Source organism: Trinickia terrae (assembly GCF_005144415.1).
Lineage (GTDB): Bacteria > Pseudomonadota > Gammaproteobacteria > Burkholderiales > Burkholderiaceae > Trinickia_A > Trinickia_A terrae.
Genome location: NZ_SWJE01000003.1, coordinates 51,571 through 66,111 on the forward strand (window position 1 = coordinate 51,571; position 14,541 = coordinate 66,111).

The 14,541-nt window shown below is 63.3% G+C and carries 19 protein-coding genes and 1 tRNA gene; 17 read left to right on the top strand and 3 right to left on the bottom strand.

From position 1 onward, the window contains the following. Positions 1–149: 149 nt before the first annotated feature. The 9 genes from hisA (at position 150) to tatC (ending at position 5,452) form a co-directional block, all read left to right on the top strand. On the top strand, positions 150–902 hold the full coding sequence (hisA, locus tag FAZ69_RS05450) for a 1-(5-phosphoribosyl)-5-[(5-phosphoribosylamino)methylideneamino]imidazole-4-carboxamide isomerase (RefSeq protein ID WP_136892941.1): 753 nt from the start codon (positions 150–152) through the stop codon (positions 900–902). 127 nt (positions 903–1,029) lie between these two features. After that, the gene (gene hisF, locus FAZ69_RS05455; protein WP_136892942.1) at positions 1,030–1,803 is read left to right on the top strand and encodes an imidazole glycerol phosphate synthase subunit HisF; all 774 of its coding nucleotides are present in this window, start codon (positions 1,030–1,032) and stop codon (positions 1,801–1,803) included. 135 nt (positions 1,804–1,938) lie between these two features. After that, positions 1,939–2,346 (top strand): phosphoribosyl-AMP cyclohydrolase, encoded by a 408-nt coding sequence (gene hisI, locus FAZ69_RS05460; RefSeq protein WP_136892943.1) that lies wholly within the window; start codon positions 1,939–1,941, stop codon positions 2,344–2,346. Then, on the top strand, positions 2,343–2,711 hold the full coding sequence (locus FAZ69_RS05465) for a phosphoribosyl-ATP diphosphatase (RefSeq protein ID WP_136892944.1): 369 nt from the start codon (positions 2,343–2,345) through the stop codon (positions 2,709–2,711). The genes hisI and FAZ69_RS05465 overlap by 4 nt, the downstream gene beginning before the upstream one ends. A gap of 53 nt (positions 2,712–2,764) precedes the next feature. Next, on the top strand, positions 2,765–3,160 hold the full coding sequence (locus FAZ69_RS05470; RefSeq protein WP_136892945.1) for a DUF4870 family protein: 396 nt from the start codon (positions 2,765–2,767) through the stop codon (positions 3,158–3,160). A gap of 90 nt (positions 3,161–3,250) precedes the next feature. Further along, on the top strand, positions 3,251–3,613 hold the full coding sequence (locus FAZ69_RS05475; protein WP_136892946.1) for a histidine triad nucleotide-binding protein: 363 nt from the start codon (positions 3,251–3,253) through the stop codon (positions 3,611–3,613). A gap of 162 nt (positions 3,614–3,775) precedes the next feature. Next, the gene (gene tatA, locus FAZ69_RS05480) at positions 3,776–4,015 is read left to right on the top strand and encodes a Sec-independent protein translocase subunit TatA (protein ID WP_136892947.1); all 240 of its coding nucleotides are present in this window, start codon (positions 3,776–3,778) and stop codon (positions 4,013–4,015) included. 44 nt (positions 4,016–4,059) lie between these two features. After that, positions 4,060–4,623, top strand: coding sequence for a Sec-independent protein translocase protein TatB (gene tatB, locus FAZ69_RS05485; RefSeq protein ID WP_136892948.1), 564 nt, complete (start codon positions 4,060–4,062; stop codon positions 4,621–4,623). Between the two features lie 40 nt (positions 4,624–4,663). Next, a complete protein-coding gene (gene tatC / locus FAZ69_RS05490) occupies positions 4,664–5,452 on the top strand; it encodes a twin-arginine translocase subunit TatC (protein ID WP_136892949.1) in 789 nt (262 codons plus the stop codon). A 137-nt stretch (positions 5,453–5,589) separates the two neighbouring features. Here tatC and FAZ69_RS05495 read toward each other — a convergent pair whose 3' ends face one another. Then, positions 5,590–6,798, bottom strand: a complete 1,209-nt coding sequence (locus FAZ69_RS05495; protein WP_136892950.1) for a Do family serine endopeptidase — start codon at positions 6,796–6,798, stop codon at positions 5,590–5,592. A gap of 19 nt (positions 6,799–6,817) precedes the next feature. On the opposite strand from FAZ69_RS05495, the gene FAZ69_RS05500 reads away from it, so the two are divergent. The 7 genes from FAZ69_RS05500 to FAZ69_RS05530 all read left to right on the top strand — a co-directional run bounded on the left by FAZ69_RS05500 (position 6,818) and on the right by FAZ69_RS05530 (position 12,028). Beyond that, positions 6,818–7,564 carry a Nif3-like dinuclear metal center hexameric protein gene (locus FAZ69_RS05500; RefSeq protein WP_136892951.1) on the top strand — a complete coding sequence of 249 codons (747 nt, stop codon included), beginning with the start codon at positions 6,818–6,820 and terminating at the stop codon, positions 7,562–7,564. Positions 7,565–7,780: 216 nt separating this feature from the next. Then, a complete protein-coding gene (gene petA, locus FAZ69_RS05505) occupies positions 7,781–8,401 on the top strand; it encodes a ubiquinol-cytochrome c reductase iron-sulfur subunit (protein ID WP_136892952.1) in 621 nt (206 codons plus the stop codon). Then, complete coding sequence (locus tag FAZ69_RS05510; protein WP_136892953.1) at positions 8,402–9,781, top strand: cytochrome b; 1,380 nt, start codon at positions 8,402–8,404, stop codon at positions 9,779–9,781. Between the two features lie 103 nt (positions 9,782–9,884). Next, positions 9,885–10,655: a cytochrome c1 gene (locus tag FAZ69_RS05515; protein ID WP_136892954.1), complete on the top strand. Its 771-nt coding sequence runs from the start codon at positions 9,885–9,887 to the stop codon at positions 10,653–10,655. A gap of 94 nt (positions 10,656–10,749) precedes the next feature. Further along, complete coding sequence (locus FAZ69_RS05520; RefSeq protein WP_136892955.1) at positions 10,750–11,361, top strand: glutathione S-transferase N-terminal domain-containing protein; 612 nt, start codon at positions 10,750–10,752, stop codon at positions 11,359–11,361. A gap of 65 nt (positions 11,362–11,426) precedes the next feature. Then, positions 11,427–11,933: a ClpXP protease specificity-enhancing factor gene (locus FAZ69_RS05525; RefSeq protein WP_136892956.1), complete on the top strand. Its 507-nt coding sequence runs from the start codon at positions 11,427–11,429 to the stop codon at positions 11,931–11,933. Positions 11,934–11,952: 19 nt separating this feature from the next. Continuing rightward, positions 11,953–12,028 (top strand) — tRNA-Thr (locus FAZ69_RS05530). Between the two features lie 109 nt (positions 12,029–12,137). On the opposite strand, the gene FAZ69_RS05535 is transcribed toward FAZ69_RS05530, so the two are convergent. Both FAZ69_RS05535 and FAZ69_RS05540 read right to left on the bottom strand, forming a co-directional pair. Then, on the bottom strand, positions 12,138–12,278 hold the full coding sequence (locus FAZ69_RS05535; RefSeq protein ID WP_136892957.1) for a peptidase: 141 nt from the start codon (positions 12,276–12,278) through the stop codon (positions 12,138–12,140). A gap of 61 nt (positions 12,279–12,339) precedes the next feature. After that, the gene (locus FAZ69_RS05540; RefSeq protein ID WP_136892958.1) at positions 12,340–12,759 is read right to left on the bottom strand and encodes a DUF6573 family protein; all 420 of its coding nucleotides are present in this window, start codon (positions 12,757–12,759) and stop codon (positions 12,340–12,342) included. Positions 12,760–13,674: 915 nt separating this feature from the next. Between FAZ69_RS05540 and FAZ69_RS05545 the strand changes: the two genes are divergently transcribed. Next, a complete protein-coding gene (locus tag FAZ69_RS05545; protein ID WP_136892959.1) occupies positions 13,675–14,469 on the top strand; it encodes a hypothetical protein in 795 nt (264 codons plus the stop codon). The last annotated feature ends 72 nt before the right edge of the window (positions 14,470–14,541 follow it).

The window sequence follows — 14,541 nt, forward strand, 5'->3', positions numbered from 1 at the left end:
TTCGCGCCGGCGCGCGCGGCGCGACGCCATCATCCTGTAATGTGTAGCGGGCAGGGCGCCGAAAGACTTGTACTAAACTAGCGAAACGGCGCGCTCGAGCCTCGGCGCCGTGGATTTTTCAACTTTTTCCCAGACTAGACGCGATTGCTATGCTGCTGATTCCGGCCATCGACCTCAAAGACGGTCAGTGTGTGCGCCTCAAACAAGGCGATATGGACCAGGCGACGATTTTTTCCGAGGATCCGGCGGCAATGGCCCGACATTGGGTCGACCGCGGCGCGCGGCGGCTGCACCTCGTCGACCTGAACGGCGCGTTCGCCGGCAAGCCGAAGAACGAAGACGCGATCCGCGCGATCATCGAGGAGGTCGGCAACGAGATCCCGGTCCAGCTGGGCGGAGGCATCCGCGATCTGGAAACGATCGAGCGCTATCTCGACGACGGCCTCTCGTTCGTGATCATCGGCACGGCCGCGGTGAAGAACCCCGGCTTCCTGCAGGACGCGTGCACCGCGTTCGGCGGGCACATCATCGTCGGGCTCGACGCCAAGGACGGGAAGGTCGCCACCGACGGCTGGAGCAAGCTCACCGGCCACGAAGTCGTCGACCTCGCGCAGAAGTTCGAGGACTACGGCTGCGAATCGATCATCTACACCGACATCGGCCGCGACGGGATGCTCCAGGGCATCAACATCGAAGCGACCGTGCGCCTCGCGCGCGCGGTGAAGATCCCGGTGATCGCGAGCGGCGGGCTGTCGAATCTCAACGATATCGACGCGCTCTGCGAGGTCGAGGGCGAAGGCATCGAAGGCGTGATCTGCGGCCGCGCGATCTACTCGGGCGACCTGGATTTCGCGGCGGCGCAGACCCGCGCCGACACGCTGCGCGAATCGGACGACGCCTGACCTTTCGGCTGCTCGGCCGGCCGGACGCCCGCCCGCTCAGGTGGCGCGAATCAGGCGGCCACCTTGCCGGCTCACTCCGCCGCTCGCTCGAAGCGCAAGCGGCTTTACCCGCGGCATACGCACCATCATGGCACTAGCTAAACGCATCATCCCCTGCCTCGACGTGACCGCCGGGCGCGTCGTCAAAGGCGTCAACTTCGTCGAACTGCGCGACGCGGGCGATCCGGTCGAGATCGCGCGCCGCTACGACGAGCAAGGCGCCGACGAACTCACCTTTCTCGACATCACCGCGACCTCCGACCAGCGCGACCTGATCCTCCCGATCATCGAAGCGGTGGCGTCGCAGGTTTTCATCCCGCTGACGGTCGGCGGCGGCGTGCGTGCCGTCGAGGACGTGCGGCGCCTCTTGAACGCGGGCGCGGACAAGATCAGCATGAACTCGTCGGCGGTCGCCAATCCGCAGCTCGTGCGCGATGCATCCGACAAATACGGCTCGCAGTGCATCGTCGTCGCGATCGACGCGAAGCGTACTTCGCCGGACGGCGAGCCTGCGCGTTGGGAAGTGTTCACGCACGGCGGCCGCAAGGCCACGGGCCTCGACGCGATCGAATGGGCGCGCAAGATGGCCGAGCTCGGCGCGGGCGAGATCCTGCTCACCAGCATGGACCGCGACGGGACCAAGAGCGGCTTCGATCTCGCGCTCACGCGCGCTGTCTCCGATGCGGTGCCGGTGCCCGTGATCGCGTCGGGCGGCGTCGGGTCGCTCCAGCATCTCGCCGACGGCATCCGCGAAGGCCACGCGGACGCTGTGCTGGCCGCGAGCATCTTCCACTACGGCGAGCACACGGTCGGCGAGGCCAAGCGCTTCATGGCCGAGCAGGGCATTTCGGTGAGGCTGTGATGAAACGACCCCCAACGCTCACTTGCTCTGCATGGGACCGGAGTAAGCGCTATAAGCGCCAACTCCGGATCGACACGTTCGCTGCCCCCCGAGGGGGCGTCAGTCTCCCTTGGGGCGGCCCGGCGGGAGGCTGACATGACTACCCCCGACAAGCAATGGCTGGACAAGGTCCAGTGGGACGCCAACGGCCTCGTGCCGGTGATCGCGCAAGAGGCGTCGACCAACGACGTGCTGATGTTCGCGTGGATGAACCGCGAGGCGCTCGCGAAGACGATCGAGACGCGCCGCGCGGTCTATTTCTCGCGTTCGCGCCAGCGCCTGTGGTTCAAGGGAGAGGAGTCGGGCCACGTCCAGCACGTCAAGGAAGTGCGGCTCGACTGCGACGAAGACGTCGTGCTGCTGAAGGTCGAGCAGGTGTCGGGCATCGCGTGCCACACCGGCCGCCATTCGTGCTTCTTCCAGAAATTCGAAGGCACCGCGGATGACGGCGATTGGGTCGCCGTCGATCCCGTGCTGAAAGACCCCGAACACATCTACAAATGACGCAACCCACCACCGAAGACACGCTGCTGCGCCTCGCCGCAGTGATCGACAGCCGCAAGGGCGGCGATCCGGAGCAATCGTACGTCGCGCGCCTGTTCCACAAGGGCGACGACGCCGTGCTCAAGAAGATCGGCGAAGAGGCGACCGAAGTCGTGCTCGCGGCGAAGGACCTGCGCCAGGGCGGCGCGCCCACGAGCCTGGTCGGCGAGGTGGCGGACCTGTGGTTTCATTGCCTCGTCATGCTGTCGCACTACGGTCTGAGTCCCGCTGATGTGGTCGCCGAGCTCGAGCGTCGCGAAGGGCTCTCGGGCATCGAGGAGAAGGCGCTGAGAAAGCGCCGCGAACGCGAGGAAAACGGCGGCTGACATGTCCGCCGGCGCGGCACGAGTTTCTTGACCACGAGTAGAGGAGCCGCAACATGGAAGAGCCGCAAGGCGGCTATACGCCTCCGTCTTACCAGGGCGCGCTCGACGCCGACCGTCTGCGCAGCCTGCGCACGCTGACCCACGTGCTCTATGCGCTCTACGCCGTTCATTGGCTGACGGGCGGGCTCACCGGGCTCGTCGCGGTCATCATCAACTACGTGAAGCGCCAGGACGCCGCCGGCACGCCCTACGAAGCGCATTTCGACTGGCAGATCCGCACGTTCTGGTATGGCCTGGTTGGCTATTTGATCGGCGTTGCTTTGATCATCGTTTTCTTGGGCATACCGGTCCTGTGGGCTGTCGGAATTTGGATGCTGTACCGTATCATCAAAGGTTGGCTGTACTTGTACGACAACAAGCCGCTGCTGTCGCCGCGCGGGTGGTTCTGAGCCCGTCCGCGCAGCGCCAGTTGGACCACCGCTTTGCATGGGACCGGAGTAAGTGCTAAAGCACTAACTCCGGTTCGACATACGAAAACCATGAGCCACGATAACTGTCTCTTCTGCAAGATCGCCGCAGGCCAGATTCCCAGCACCAAGGTCCATGAGGACGACGAATTCGTCGCGTTCAAGGACATCCGCCCCGCCGCTGAAACGCACATCCTCGTGATCCCCAGAAAACATATCGAAACGCTGTCGAATTGCACCGAAAGCGACGCACCGCTGCTTGGTAGAATGATGATTCTGGTGTCACAACTGGCCGCCAAACTGGGCGTCGCCTACACGGGCGGCGAAACCGGTTTCCGCACGGTGATCAATACCGGGCCGGGAGGCGGGCAGGAGGTCTACCACCTGCACGCGCATATTCTCGCGGGCCCGCGCCCGTGGCATCGGATGGGGTAAGGCGCCCCGCCTGACAAACGATCGCATGGAACGCCCGGCGGAGCGCATCGCGCGATCCGCCGGGCACGGAAAAGACGAAGCGCGTGCGTTTCGATTGAGGCCGCAAGGCCGGATTCTTCGCCGCACCGACCTTAGGCGGCGAGGTCAAGGAGAGCATTCATCATGGGTTCGTTGAGCATTTGGCATTGGCTGATCGTTCTGTTGATCGTCGCATTGGTATTTGGCACAAAGAAGCTGCGCAACATCGGCAGTGACCTCGGCGGGGCCGTGAAGGGCTTCAAGGAAGGGATGAAGGAAGCGGAGACGCCGCCGGCCAACAACCAGCAGCAGCGCGAACTGCCGCGCGATGGCGCCGTCGACGTCGAAGCGAAGGATAAGACCCGCTCGAACGACTACCGCTGAGCGGCGCCTGCGTGCACGCATCGCACTGACGGAGCCGCCTCGACATGCTTGACCTCGGTCTCACCAAGATGGCGCTGATCGGCGTCGTCGCGCTCGTCGTCCTCGGGCCGGAACGCTTGCCGCGTGTCGCGCGCACTGCGGGCGCGCTGTTTGGCCGCGCGCAGCGCTATATCAACGACGTGAAGGCCGAAGTCACGCGAGAAATCGAACTCGACGAGCTGCGGCGCATGAAGAATGAGTTCGAGACGGCCGCCAGCAACGTCGAAAACACGATTCACGAGAATATCCAGCGGCATGAAACCGAACTGAACGAGGCTTGGAATGCAGGCACGTCGGTGTCGCCGAGCATCGCGGGCGGGGCGGCGTTTTCCGAAAGCAGCATGGCGACCGGTGACGCCGGTTCCACTACCGGCGCTTCCTGGCGCAGCCGGATGGCCGGCCCCAGCGTCGCGCACGTAGGCAAGCGCAAGAACTGGCGCGTGAAGCAGTCGGCCGCGCCGCTGTGGTATAAGCGCGCCACGCTGCGCCGCACGCGCGTGCAGTCAGGTGCGGCGCGCGTCGCGCGGCACACGCCGGTGAGCCTGCGCCGCCCGAAGCGCTTCTTCTGATTCTGATGACCGTATCGTCAATTTCCTACCGAGGGCCGTTGTGAGCGACCCCCAGCAAAGCCAGAACAGCCCGGAAGAAGGCACTGAAGAGACCTTCATCTCCCACCTCGTCGAGTTGCGCGACCGCATCATCCGGGCGGGCGTCTCCGTCATCGTCGTTTTCATCGGGCTCGTCTACTGGGCGCCGGATATTTTCCGGCTGCTCGCGCGCCCGCTCATGCAGAACCTGCCGAAAGGCGGCAAGATGATCGTCACCGATGTCACCGGCTCGTTCTTCGTGCCGATGAAGGTGACGATGCTGGTCGCGCTCGTGATCGCGCTGCCTTACGTGCTTTATCAGATCTGGGCGTTCGTGGCTCCCGGGCTCTACCAGCATGAGAAGAAGCTGGTCGTGCCGCTCGTCGGCAGCAGCTATGTGCTGTTCCTGTGCGGGATGGCGTTCGCGTACTTCGTCGTGTTCCCGACGATCTTTCGCGTGATGGCGCACTACAACGCGCCGCTCGGCGCGGAGATGTCCACTGATATCGATAATTACCTGAGCTTCGTGCTGACGATGTTCCTCGCCTTTGGCGTGACCTTCGAGGTGCCGATCGTCGTCGTGCTGCTCGTGCGCATGGGTCTCGTCACGATCAAGAAGCTCAAGGAGATTCGTCCGTATGTGATCGTCGGCGCGTTCATCGTGGCGGCCGTCGTGACTCCGCCCGACGTGTTTTCGCAACTGATTCTCGCGCTGCCGCTGATCATCCTGTACGAGGCGGGGATCATCGCGGCGCGGCTGATCGTCGGCAAGCAGGCGCCCGCGGCCGATGAGGAGCAGGCGGCGAGTTAGTTGAGTCTCGGGCCGCACAGCGGCGCGCCGGTCAGGGTCGAACGCGGCAATCTTGAAATGCAGAAGGGCAGCCATTCGCGGCTGCCCTTCTGCATTTTCAAATCACCGGTTCTGCTCAGGCGGCGGTGAGGCTTTCCTCACTCGTCGCTCTGATCGTCGTTCTCGCTGCTCGCTTGCTTCGGCGGCGGCGGACGCTTGCCGATCATCACCGTGAGGTCGATCGGCTTGTTCTTGCGGATCAGGCGGATCTTCGCGTCGGTGCCGGGCTTGATCTGCGCGATGACGTTCAAGAGACGCGTCGTGTCGGTGATCTCCTCGCCGTTCACGCTTTGCAGGACGTCGCCCGGCTTGATGCCGGCCTTGTCGGCCGGACCGCCCTGCAGAACGCCCGTGATGATGGTCCCCGTCTTCTGCTCGAGGCCGAACGATTCCGCGATCTCCGGCGTCACGTCCTGAGGCTCGACGCCGATCCAGCCGCGCGTGACCGTGCCCGTCGTGATGATGCTCTCGAGCACGCTGCGCGCCGTCGAGACCGGAATCGCAAAGCCGATCCCGAGCGAGCCGCCCGAGCGCGAGTAGATCGCCGTGTTGATGCCGAGCAGGTTGCCGTTCACGTCGACGAGCGCGCCACCCGAGTTGCCCGGGTTGATCGGCGCATCGGTCTGGATGAAGTTCTCGAACGTGTTGATGCCGAGGTGGTTGCGCCCGAGCGCGCTGATGATGCCCATCGTCACCGTCTGGCCAACGCCGAACGGGTTGCCGATCGCGAGCACGACGTCGCCGACGCGCGCCTGGTCCATGCGGCCGAGCGTGATGGTGGGCAGGTTCGTCAGGTTGACTTTCAGGACCGCAAGATCCGTCTCGGGATCGACACCGATCACCTTGGCATCGGCGGTGCGGCCGTCAGCGAGCGAGATCTCGATCTTCTGTGCCCCGTCGACGACATGTTGGTTCGTTAGAATGTAACCTTCAGAACTCACGATGACGCCCGAACCCAGGTTGGTTGCGGGTTCTTCCTGCTGCTTGCGGTTGCCCCGGTCGCCGAAGAAGTAGCGAAAGAGCGGGTCTTTCGCGCGGGGATCGGGGGGCAGCGCACCGTCCTTGCTGGAAAACACATTGACCACCGCCGGCATTGCCTTCTGGGCGGCGTCGGCATAGGAAGCTGTAGCGGGACCGGTGCCGATGCTTGGCGCCACTTCCCGCAGAGCGACGATCGGTTCGGCGAGCTGCTTGCCGAATTGCCCCTGCCGGGTCAGCCATTGGGGCTTGAGCGTGGCCACAATGAACATGAGGGCAAGAAGCACGGTCACCGCTTGGGCAAAGAACAGCCAAAAGCGTCTAAGCATCTGAAGATTAGAGGTTTATATGGATAGGATCGAACTTGAATTGTACTTGAACAACGTGCTAGATACCGGCCGGTTCAAGGACTATTGCCCCAACGGACTGCAAGTCGAGGGCCGCCGCCGCATCAATAAAATCGCGACGGGAGTGACCGCTTCACTCGCTTTTCTCGAAGCCGCGCTGGAGTGGGGCGCGGATGCCGTATTGGTCCATCACGGCTATTTCTGGCGCAATGAAGCGCCGCAAATCACGGGCCGCAAATACAAGCGCTTGAAGCTTTTGCTCGCCAACGATATCAATCTCTTTGCCTTCCATTTGCCGCTCGACGACCACCCTGAATTCGGCAACAACGCGCAGCTTGGCGAGCGGATGGGCTGGATCGCCGACGGACGTTTCGGCGAGAACGATCTCGGCTGGATGTCCACGCTGCCGATGCCGATCACGCTCGCGCACTTCGCCGCGCAGGTCGAGCAGACGCTCGGGCGCACGCCGGTCGTGCTGGGCGATCCGGATTGGGAGTTGCGGCGCGTCGCATGGTGCACGGGCGCTGCGCAAAACTACTTCGAGGCGGCGATCGACGCCGGCGCCGACGTCTACCTGACCGGCGAGATCTCCGAGCCCACGACGCACATGTCGGCCGAAAGCGGCGTTGCCTTCCTCGCGGCCGGCCACCACGCGACCGAGCGTTTCGGCGTGCAGGCGCTCGGCGCGCACCTTTCGGAAACCTTCGATATCGAGCACCTGTTTATCGATATCCATAATCCGGTTTAACCCGAAAATCGACGCCGGCAATTACGTGGCCGGCTCAGGAAATGCTTAAAAGGAGCAATGCGAAACGCGCCCCAATCCCTAGGGGAAACCCTTGCGCGTCAAGGACTTCGCACGGTTTTTGGCGATCGGGTCTTGTAAATGCCGACTCCATTCGCGCAAACTAGCGAGGCTTGAAAAAGTCGTGACGGAAAATCCAACTCAGAAGTGGGGCGTGTGATGCGAGACAAAGAAGAGCAGCGCGTCGACAGCGGCCGCCGTACCTGGCTGATTACGACGTCTGTAGCAGGCGGCTTTGGAGGCGTAGCCGCTGTCATACCCTTTGCAGGTTCCCTGGCGCCATCCGAGAAGGCCAAAGCTGCTGGCGCCCCGGTCGAAGTCGACATCAGCAACCTGAAGCCCGGCGAGATGATGACCGTGGCGTGGCGCGGCAAGCCGGTGTGGATCATCAACCGCACCGACGAGATGCTCACCGACGTCTCGAAGGCGGATAACGAAGTCGCCGATCCGCACACCAAGAAGCCTTTCTCCATGCCGTTGCCCGAGTACTGCAACAACGAGTATCGCGCCCGGGCCGATCGCAAGAACCTCCTCGTCGCCGTCGCCGTCTGCACGCATCTGGGCTGCACGCCGGTCGCGCGCTTCCAGGAAGGCGCGCAGCCGAACCTGCCCGACGACTGGCCGGGCGGCTTCCTCTGCCCGTGCCACGGTTCCACCTATGACCTCGCGGGCCGCGTCTTCAAGAACAAGCCTGCGCCGCAGAACCTCGACATCCCGCGCTACATGTTCACGTCGGCGAACACCGTCGTGATCGGCAAGGACGAGCAAGGAGAAGCGTAAATGGCGACCGAAAAAGAAGTGGGGACGACAGGCTTTTCCGGCTGGATCGACAAGCGCTTCCCGATGACCGAGACGTGGAAGAAGCACGTCTCCGAGTACTACGCGCCGAAGAATTTCAACTTTTGGTACTTCTTCGGCTCGCTCGCGTTGCTCGTGCTCGTGAATCAGATCGTCACCGGCATCTTCCTCACGATGAACTACAAGCCGGATTCGACGCTCGCGTTCGCTTCCGTCGAGTACATCATGCGCGAGGTGCCGTGGGGGTGGCTGATCCGCTACATGCACTCGACGGGCGCATCGATGTTCTTCGTCGTCGTCTACCTGCACATGTTCCGCGGGCTCCTGTACGGCTCGTATCGCAAGCCGCGCGAGCTTGTCTGGCTGTTCGGCTGCGCGATCTTCCTGTGCCTGATGGCCGAGGCGTTTTTCGGCTACCTGCTGCCGTGGGGCCAGATGTCGTACTGGGGCGCGCAGGTGATCGTCAACCTGTTCTCGGCGATTCCGTTCATCGGGCCGGACCTGTCGCTGTGGATTCGCGGCGACTACGTCGTCTCCGACGTCACGCTGAACCGCTTCTTCGCGTTCCACGTGATCGCGATCCCGCTCGTCCTGATCCTGCTGGTGTTTGCGCACGTCGTCGCGCTGCACGAGGTGGGCTCGAACAACCCGGACGGCATCGAGATCAAGGCGAAGAAGGACGCAAACGGCATCCCGCTCGACGGCATCCCGTTCCATCCTTACTACTCGGTGCACGACTTCATGGGCGTATGCGTGTTCCTGCTCGTGTTCGCGGCGATCGTGTTCTTCGCGCCGGAGATGGGCGGCTACTTCCTCGAGTCGAACAACTTCATCCCGGCGAACTCGCTGCAGACGCCGCCGGAGATCGCACCGGTCTGGTACTTCACGGCGTTCTACGCGATGCTGCGCGCGACCACCGACCCGTTCAAGATCGTCCTGATGATCGTGATCGCGCTGCTCGGCCTGCTTGCGCTCGTCAGGGCGCGCGGCAAGTGGAAGGCCGGCCTGCCGGCGCTCGCGGTGATCGTGGTCGTCGTGATGTACCTGACGGAATCGAAGTTCTGGGGCGTGGTCGTGATGGGCTCGGCGGTGATCTCGCTGTGCTTCCTGCCGTGGCTCGACCGCAGCCCGGTGAAGTCGATCCGCTATCGGCCGTTCTTCCACAAGGTGTTCTATGCGATCTTCGTGCTCGCGTTCTTCACGCTCGCGTTCCTCGGGACCAAGCCGCCGTCGCCGGCTGCGACGCTGATCGCGCAGGTCTGCGCGCTGATCTACTTCGCGTTCTTCCTCGGCATGCCGTTCTGGACGCCGCTCGGCACGTTCAAAGAGCCGCCCGAGCGCGTCCGGTTCAAGCCCCATTAACCGCGAGCGAGGACAATATGAACAACCCCCACGCTCACATTCGTTCGCTGCCCCCCGAGGGGGCTATTGCCTCCCTTGGGGCGGCCCGGCGGGAGGCAACGATATGAAGAATTGGCTTTCGAAGCTGGCAGTGATCGGCGCGACGGCGCTCGTGCTGGGGCCGCTCGGGCTTGTGGCGGCGCCGGCCCACGCGGAGGAAAATTTTCCGCTCGACCGTGCGCCCGATAACACGGAAAATCTCGCTTCTCTGCAGCACGGCGCCCAATTGTTTGTAAACTATTGCCTGAGTTGCCATAGTGCGAACCTGATGCGCTACAGCGCACTGGAGCAAATTGGCATATCGCAGAAGGAAATCGAGGCGAACCTGCTGTTTTCGACCGACAAGGTCGGCAACACGATGACCGTGGCGATGCGCCCGGGCGACGCGAAGACGTGGTTCGGCGTGCCGCCGCCGGATTTGTCGGTGGAGGCGCGGGCACGTAGCCGCGATTGGCTGTACACGTACCTGCGCAGCTTCTATCGCGACGACACGCGTCCAACCGGCTGGAACAACATGGTGTTCGAGAACGTCAGCATGCCCCACGTGCTGTGGCAGCTGCAGGGGGAACGCACCGCGCAGTTCGAGGACGTGACCGATCCGGAAACGAGGGAAAAATCCCATCGGTTCGTCGCGTTTCAACAGGTGAAATCCGGGACGATGTCGCCAGTAGATTATGATGCTGCCGTCGGCGACCTGGTTGCGTACCTGTCGTGGATGTCCGAACCCACCCAGCAGACCCGCCAGCAACTGGGCGTATGGGTGCTCCTGTTCCTGGGCGTTCTGACCTTTTTCGCCTGGCGCCTGAACGCCGCATATTGGAAAGACATCAAATAAACACGCCGTGATTGGTGTGGGGCCGGCTCAAGGGAAAACCAGCTGGACGGTTTTCCGGCGTGCCGGCCCTTAGCTTCTTGAGGAAATTTTAGACATGATGGTTTTGTATTCCGGCACGACTTGCCCCTTCTCCCAGCGTTGCCGGCTGGTGCTGTTCGAAAAGGGCATGGACTTCGAGATCCGCGATGTCGACTTGTTCAACAAGCCCGAAGACATCGCGGTGATGAACCCGTATGGTCAGGTGCCGATCCTGGTTGAGCGCGACTTGATCCTGTACGAATCGAACATCATCAACGAGTACATCGACGAGCGCTTTCCGCACCCGCAACTGATGCCGGCTGATCCGGTGCAGCGCGCGCGCGCGCGTCTCTTTTTGCTCAATTTCGAGAAGGAGCTGTTCGTTCACGTCGGCACGCTCGAAAATGAAAAGGGCAAGGGCGCCGAGAAGAATCACGAGAAGGCGCGCCTCGCGATCCGCGACCGCCTCACGCAGCTCGCGCCGATCTTCCTGAAGAACAAGTACATGCTGGGTGAAGAGTTCTCGATGCTCGACGTCGCGATCGCGCCGCTCTTGTGGCGCCTGGATCACTACGGGATCGAGCTGTCGAAGAACGCGGCGCCGCTGATGAAGTACGCCGAGCGCATTTTCAGCCGCCCGGCCTATATCGAAGCGCTGACGCCTTCGGAAAAGGTCATGCGCCGTTGAGATGGATTCGGAGCGGCCGCGCCGGCTTTGTCGGGCGGCGCGCCGCTTCGGTGCGAGGACAGTTGATGCAAGAGATTTCCACGAAGCCGTATTTGCTGAGGGCGTTGTACGAGTGGTGCACCGATAACGGCTATACGCCGCACATCGCGGTGCGGGTCGACCAGAACACGCGTGTGCCTCGTCAGTTCGTGCACAACGACGAGATCGTGCTGAACATCAGCTTCGAGGCGACGAGCCAGTTGCAGATGGGTAACGAGTGGATCGAGTTCAGCGCGCGTTTTTCCGGCAAGTCGCACAAGATCGAAGTGCAGGTGGCGAACGTGCTGGCGATCTATGCACGGGAAAACGGGCAGGGGATGGCGTTTCCGGTGGAGCCGGCGGCTGCGGGTGGCGAGGCGCCGCCGGCTCCTTCGGGGAAGCCCGCGGTGAGCGAGGCGTCCTCGGAGTCTGCTTCCGACGAGACGGAAGCGGCGCCGGCCGAGGCCGAGCCGGATAGCGACGGCGACGTGCCGCCCACTGACGACGACGGTCAAAAAGGCGGCGGCCGAGGCCACCTCAAGATCGTGAAATGAAGTAGAATCGCGGTCTTACGCCGGCTTAGCTCATCTGGTAGAGCAGTTGATTTGTAATCATCAGGTGGCGGGTTCGAGTCCTGCAGCCGGCACCAAATAAATCAAGGGGTTACGAATTCTTGTTCGTAACCCCTTGTTCGTTTCTGGCGGTCGTGTAACCGTCATGTAACCGGATTTCGTCAATTCCGGTCTACGCCGCTTCGGTTACATGGCATCCCAGAAAGTCGCTGACCAGGGCAGCCGGGAATCTAGGCGCGTGCCGTACGGGTTGCCGCCGACATCGACGCCAGAGTAGTCGTCGCTGGTCATCGGTAGGCCAGTTGCCGGGTTGATAGGGTAGGTCATAGCGCTCTCCTTGTTGAGCGGTTAGAAAATGCCCCGTTGCTATCGACGGGGCGGCTGGAACTCAGTCCTCGTCAGTCATCAGAATCGTGATAACGGGTTCGGCGTCATCGCCTGGGCCGATGTGTAGGTTCAACACGACAGGTCGAGGCCGCGTACCACGACCGCCGCGCGGCACGCGGTGCAGTTCAAACGCGATACGCTGTGCGCCACGTACGCGCTTTGCTGCCAGTGCCCCCATCCAGAGCAAGTCCCAAAGTCGGCCGCTTTCGTCCTGTGCGGCCTGCCTCTGGCTGTCCGCGTCGGTCCACGCCACGCAATCCGCCCATACCGCTGATGTCACCGCGACCGGAGTGCGAAAGCCGGCTTCTCGCGCCAGAGCACTTAAATCGACTAGCACGCCATCGGCAATCGCCTGCGCGCGCGTGTAGCTCGAAATCGTCTTGCCAAAAATGTCATCGGGGTTGTGTGCGTTGTCGTGCATGGTGTTCGCTCCTTGAAAGCTGACCGGGTTCCTGATGCAGAGCCCACACCGTTCTCCCGGTGCCGGCGTGGGGTGGCGCGGTGCCTGCCGCCGTTCTTCCCTCTGCTTCGCCCTGATGCACTGCGACGACAGGCAACAGGGACGACGTGCAAGGTCACGTCCGCAAGCCGCAGTCCGAAGGAACCGGGTGAGGAACGTGCGCGCAGCGTTCAACCTTGTATGGCGGCACGCCTGGCGCAAAGTCATCCGTTTGGGCTAAGCGGCGGGAAGGACGGTGGCAGGCCGCCATTGCGACGGAACCGACGTCGCGGGAGAACGGGGCCGGTGGACACGTGCGTACGCGACCTATGCACGCGCAGCGTGCGTGACTCGCAAGCCAACGGCGCGCAGCCGGCGTGCATCGGCACGGTGGCGAAGGGGGCGCCGCGTCGCGCAGCGGCGTGGGGCTAGCGCGTACAGCGCGCAGCACAGACTGGCGCGCCGTCCCCCAGGACGGTTGCCGGGCTGCGCGGGGGAGCCGGTCATCGCTGACAGCCCAAGCTGGCAGAGGTCGCCCCAGCGACCGGCAGAGGGCCGGGGGCGGAGCCCCGCCCCGAAGCGCAGCGGAAGCTGCGTGCGGGCAAGGTAGTCAAGTCGCAGCGCAGCGTAGACCGAAGGCCCCGGGCCGGAGCCGGCGGCGCATTCAGCGTGGACGGATGAGTACCTTGCCCGCACGCAGTGCGGGGCGCTGGGGTTTGAGGGCATGGCTGGCGTCCAGCCAGCCAAATCCCCGTGCAGCCGTACAGGCTGCGTAAGGGGATGGTGGCCTCGCCGCGAAAGTGGCTACGTACTCCCTGTATGCCCCTCGGCATATGGGGAAACATACGGGTTCGCTCGCGCTATACGGACATGTAGACACCACTGGAGATACATGCCGTGACAGCAGCGGATGGCCGGATTCTGGCCAGCCAGAACGAGGTGCGCGTGCTGCGCGCGTTGAATCGTTTTGGCTGGCTGCGAACGAAAGACCTAGCGGCACTGCTCTGGCAGCCCTGGGCCCGCAAGCCGGCTGGCGAGCCGGACATGCGGCCGCAGGTGCCAACGGCATCCGCACGCCTGATGGCGCAGCGCACGCTGCGCCGGCTGTATCACGCTCGACAGGTGCTGCGCTCGCAGGCGCCAGACGGCAGCCTGATTTACGCGCTTGCGACTGCCGGTGTTCGTCGGCTCGCGCAGCTAGGCGTGCCGGCGGCGACTGGCAAAGACCTGGTGCGGCGCTTCAGTGCCGCACAGTATCGGCATCGCTGCATTGCCAACGAAATCGCCATTTCGGGCATCGTCGCGGGTTTTCGCACCTCGACCGAGCGAGAAATCGCGATGGACAAATGGCTGGGCGGCGAACTCGGCGTTGCAGGCAAGAAGCCGGACGTGCTGCTGCAAGGCAACGGCCAGGTGTGGTGGGTCGAGGTCGAACGTTCGCGCCGTAACGCGAGCGACCGCGCGAGACTTCACGCGTTCCTGGCTGCGGTCCTTCACGACGCGGGACAATCAGCGGGACCGGTGCTGCTCGATGGCCAGCGCTGGGCGAAAGTCATCTTCATCTGCACGTCGGCATTTCGCGCCCGCCTTGTGCGCGAGTTGGAAGGCGCAGGTTGGACGGAAGCCGCGATAAAGCGGCTGACATGCTTCGTTGATGAGCTATACAGCTTCGTGGACATCATGTTCTGGTGAAACACCGTGCCGCCACAAGCCGGCGGCATGGATACAGGTACCCACGCCAGGCTGCTGGACTGGATGTGTAGT

What these genes read in the sequence shown, in the direction of transcription:
- hisA (WP_136892941.1), top strand. Translation starts at nt 150, where the DNA reads ATGCTGCTGATTCCGGCCATCGACCTCAAAGACGGTCAGTGTGTGCGC.
- hisF (WP_136892942.1), top strand. Translation starts at nt 1,030, where the DNA reads ATGGCACTAGCTAAACGCATCATCCCCTGCCTCGACGTGACCGCCGGG.
- hisI (WP_136892943.1), top strand. Translation starts at nt 1,939, where the DNA reads ATGACTACCCCCGACAAGCAATGGCTGGACAAGGTCCAGTGGGACGCC.
- FAZ69_RS05465 (WP_136892944.1), top strand. Translation starts at nt 2,343, where the DNA reads ATGACGCAACCCACCACCGAAGACACGCTGCTGCGCCTCGCCGCAGTG.
- FAZ69_RS05470 (WP_136892945.1), top strand. Translation starts at nt 2,765, where the DNA reads ATGGAAGAGCCGCAAGGCGGCTATACGCCTCCGTCTTACCAGGGCGCG.
- FAZ69_RS05475 (WP_136892946.1), top strand. Translation starts at nt 3,251, where the DNA reads ATGAGCCACGATAACTGTCTCTTCTGCAAGATCGCCGCAGGCCAGATT.
- tatA (WP_136892947.1), top strand. Translation starts at nt 3,776, where the DNA reads ATGGGTTCGTTGAGCATTTGGCATTGGCTGATCGTTCTGTTGATCGTC.
- tatB (WP_136892948.1), top strand. Translation starts at nt 4,060, where the DNA reads ATGCTTGACCTCGGTCTCACCAAGATGGCGCTGATCGGCGTCGTCGCG.
- FAZ69_RS05495 (WP_136892950.1), bottom strand. Translation starts at nt 6,798, where the DNA reads ATGCTTAGACGCTTTTGGCTGTTCTTTGCCCAAGCGGTGACCGTGCTT.
- FAZ69_RS05500 (WP_136892951.1), top strand. Translation starts at nt 6,818, where the DNA reads ATGGATAGGATCGAACTTGAATTGTACTTGAACAACGTGCTAGATACC.
- petA (WP_136892952.1), top strand. Translation starts at nt 7,781, where the DNA reads ATGCGAGACAAAGAAGAGCAGCGCGTCGACAGCGGCCGCCGTACCTGG.
- FAZ69_RS05510 (WP_136892953.1), top strand. Translation starts at nt 8,402, where the DNA reads ATGGCGACCGAAAAAGAAGTGGGGACGACAGGCTTTTCCGGCTGGATC.
- FAZ69_RS05515 (WP_136892954.1), top strand. Translation starts at nt 9,885, where the DNA reads ATGAAGAATTGGCTTTCGAAGCTGGCAGTGATCGGCGCGACGGCGCTC.
- FAZ69_RS05520 (WP_136892955.1), top strand. Translation starts at nt 10,750, where the DNA reads ATGATGGTTTTGTATTCCGGCACGACTTGCCCCTTCTCCCAGCGTTGC.
- FAZ69_RS05525 (WP_136892956.1), top strand. Translation starts at nt 11,427, where the DNA reads ATGCAAGAGATTTCCACGAAGCCGTATTTGCTGAGGGCGTTGTACGAG.
- FAZ69_RS05535 (WP_136892957.1), bottom strand. Translation starts at nt 12,278, where the DNA reads ATGACCTACCCTATCAACCCGGCAACTGGCCTACCGATGACCAGCGAC.
- FAZ69_RS05540 (WP_136892958.1), bottom strand. Translation starts at nt 12,759, where the DNA reads ATGCACGACAACGCACACAACCCCGATGACATTTTTGGCAAGACGATT.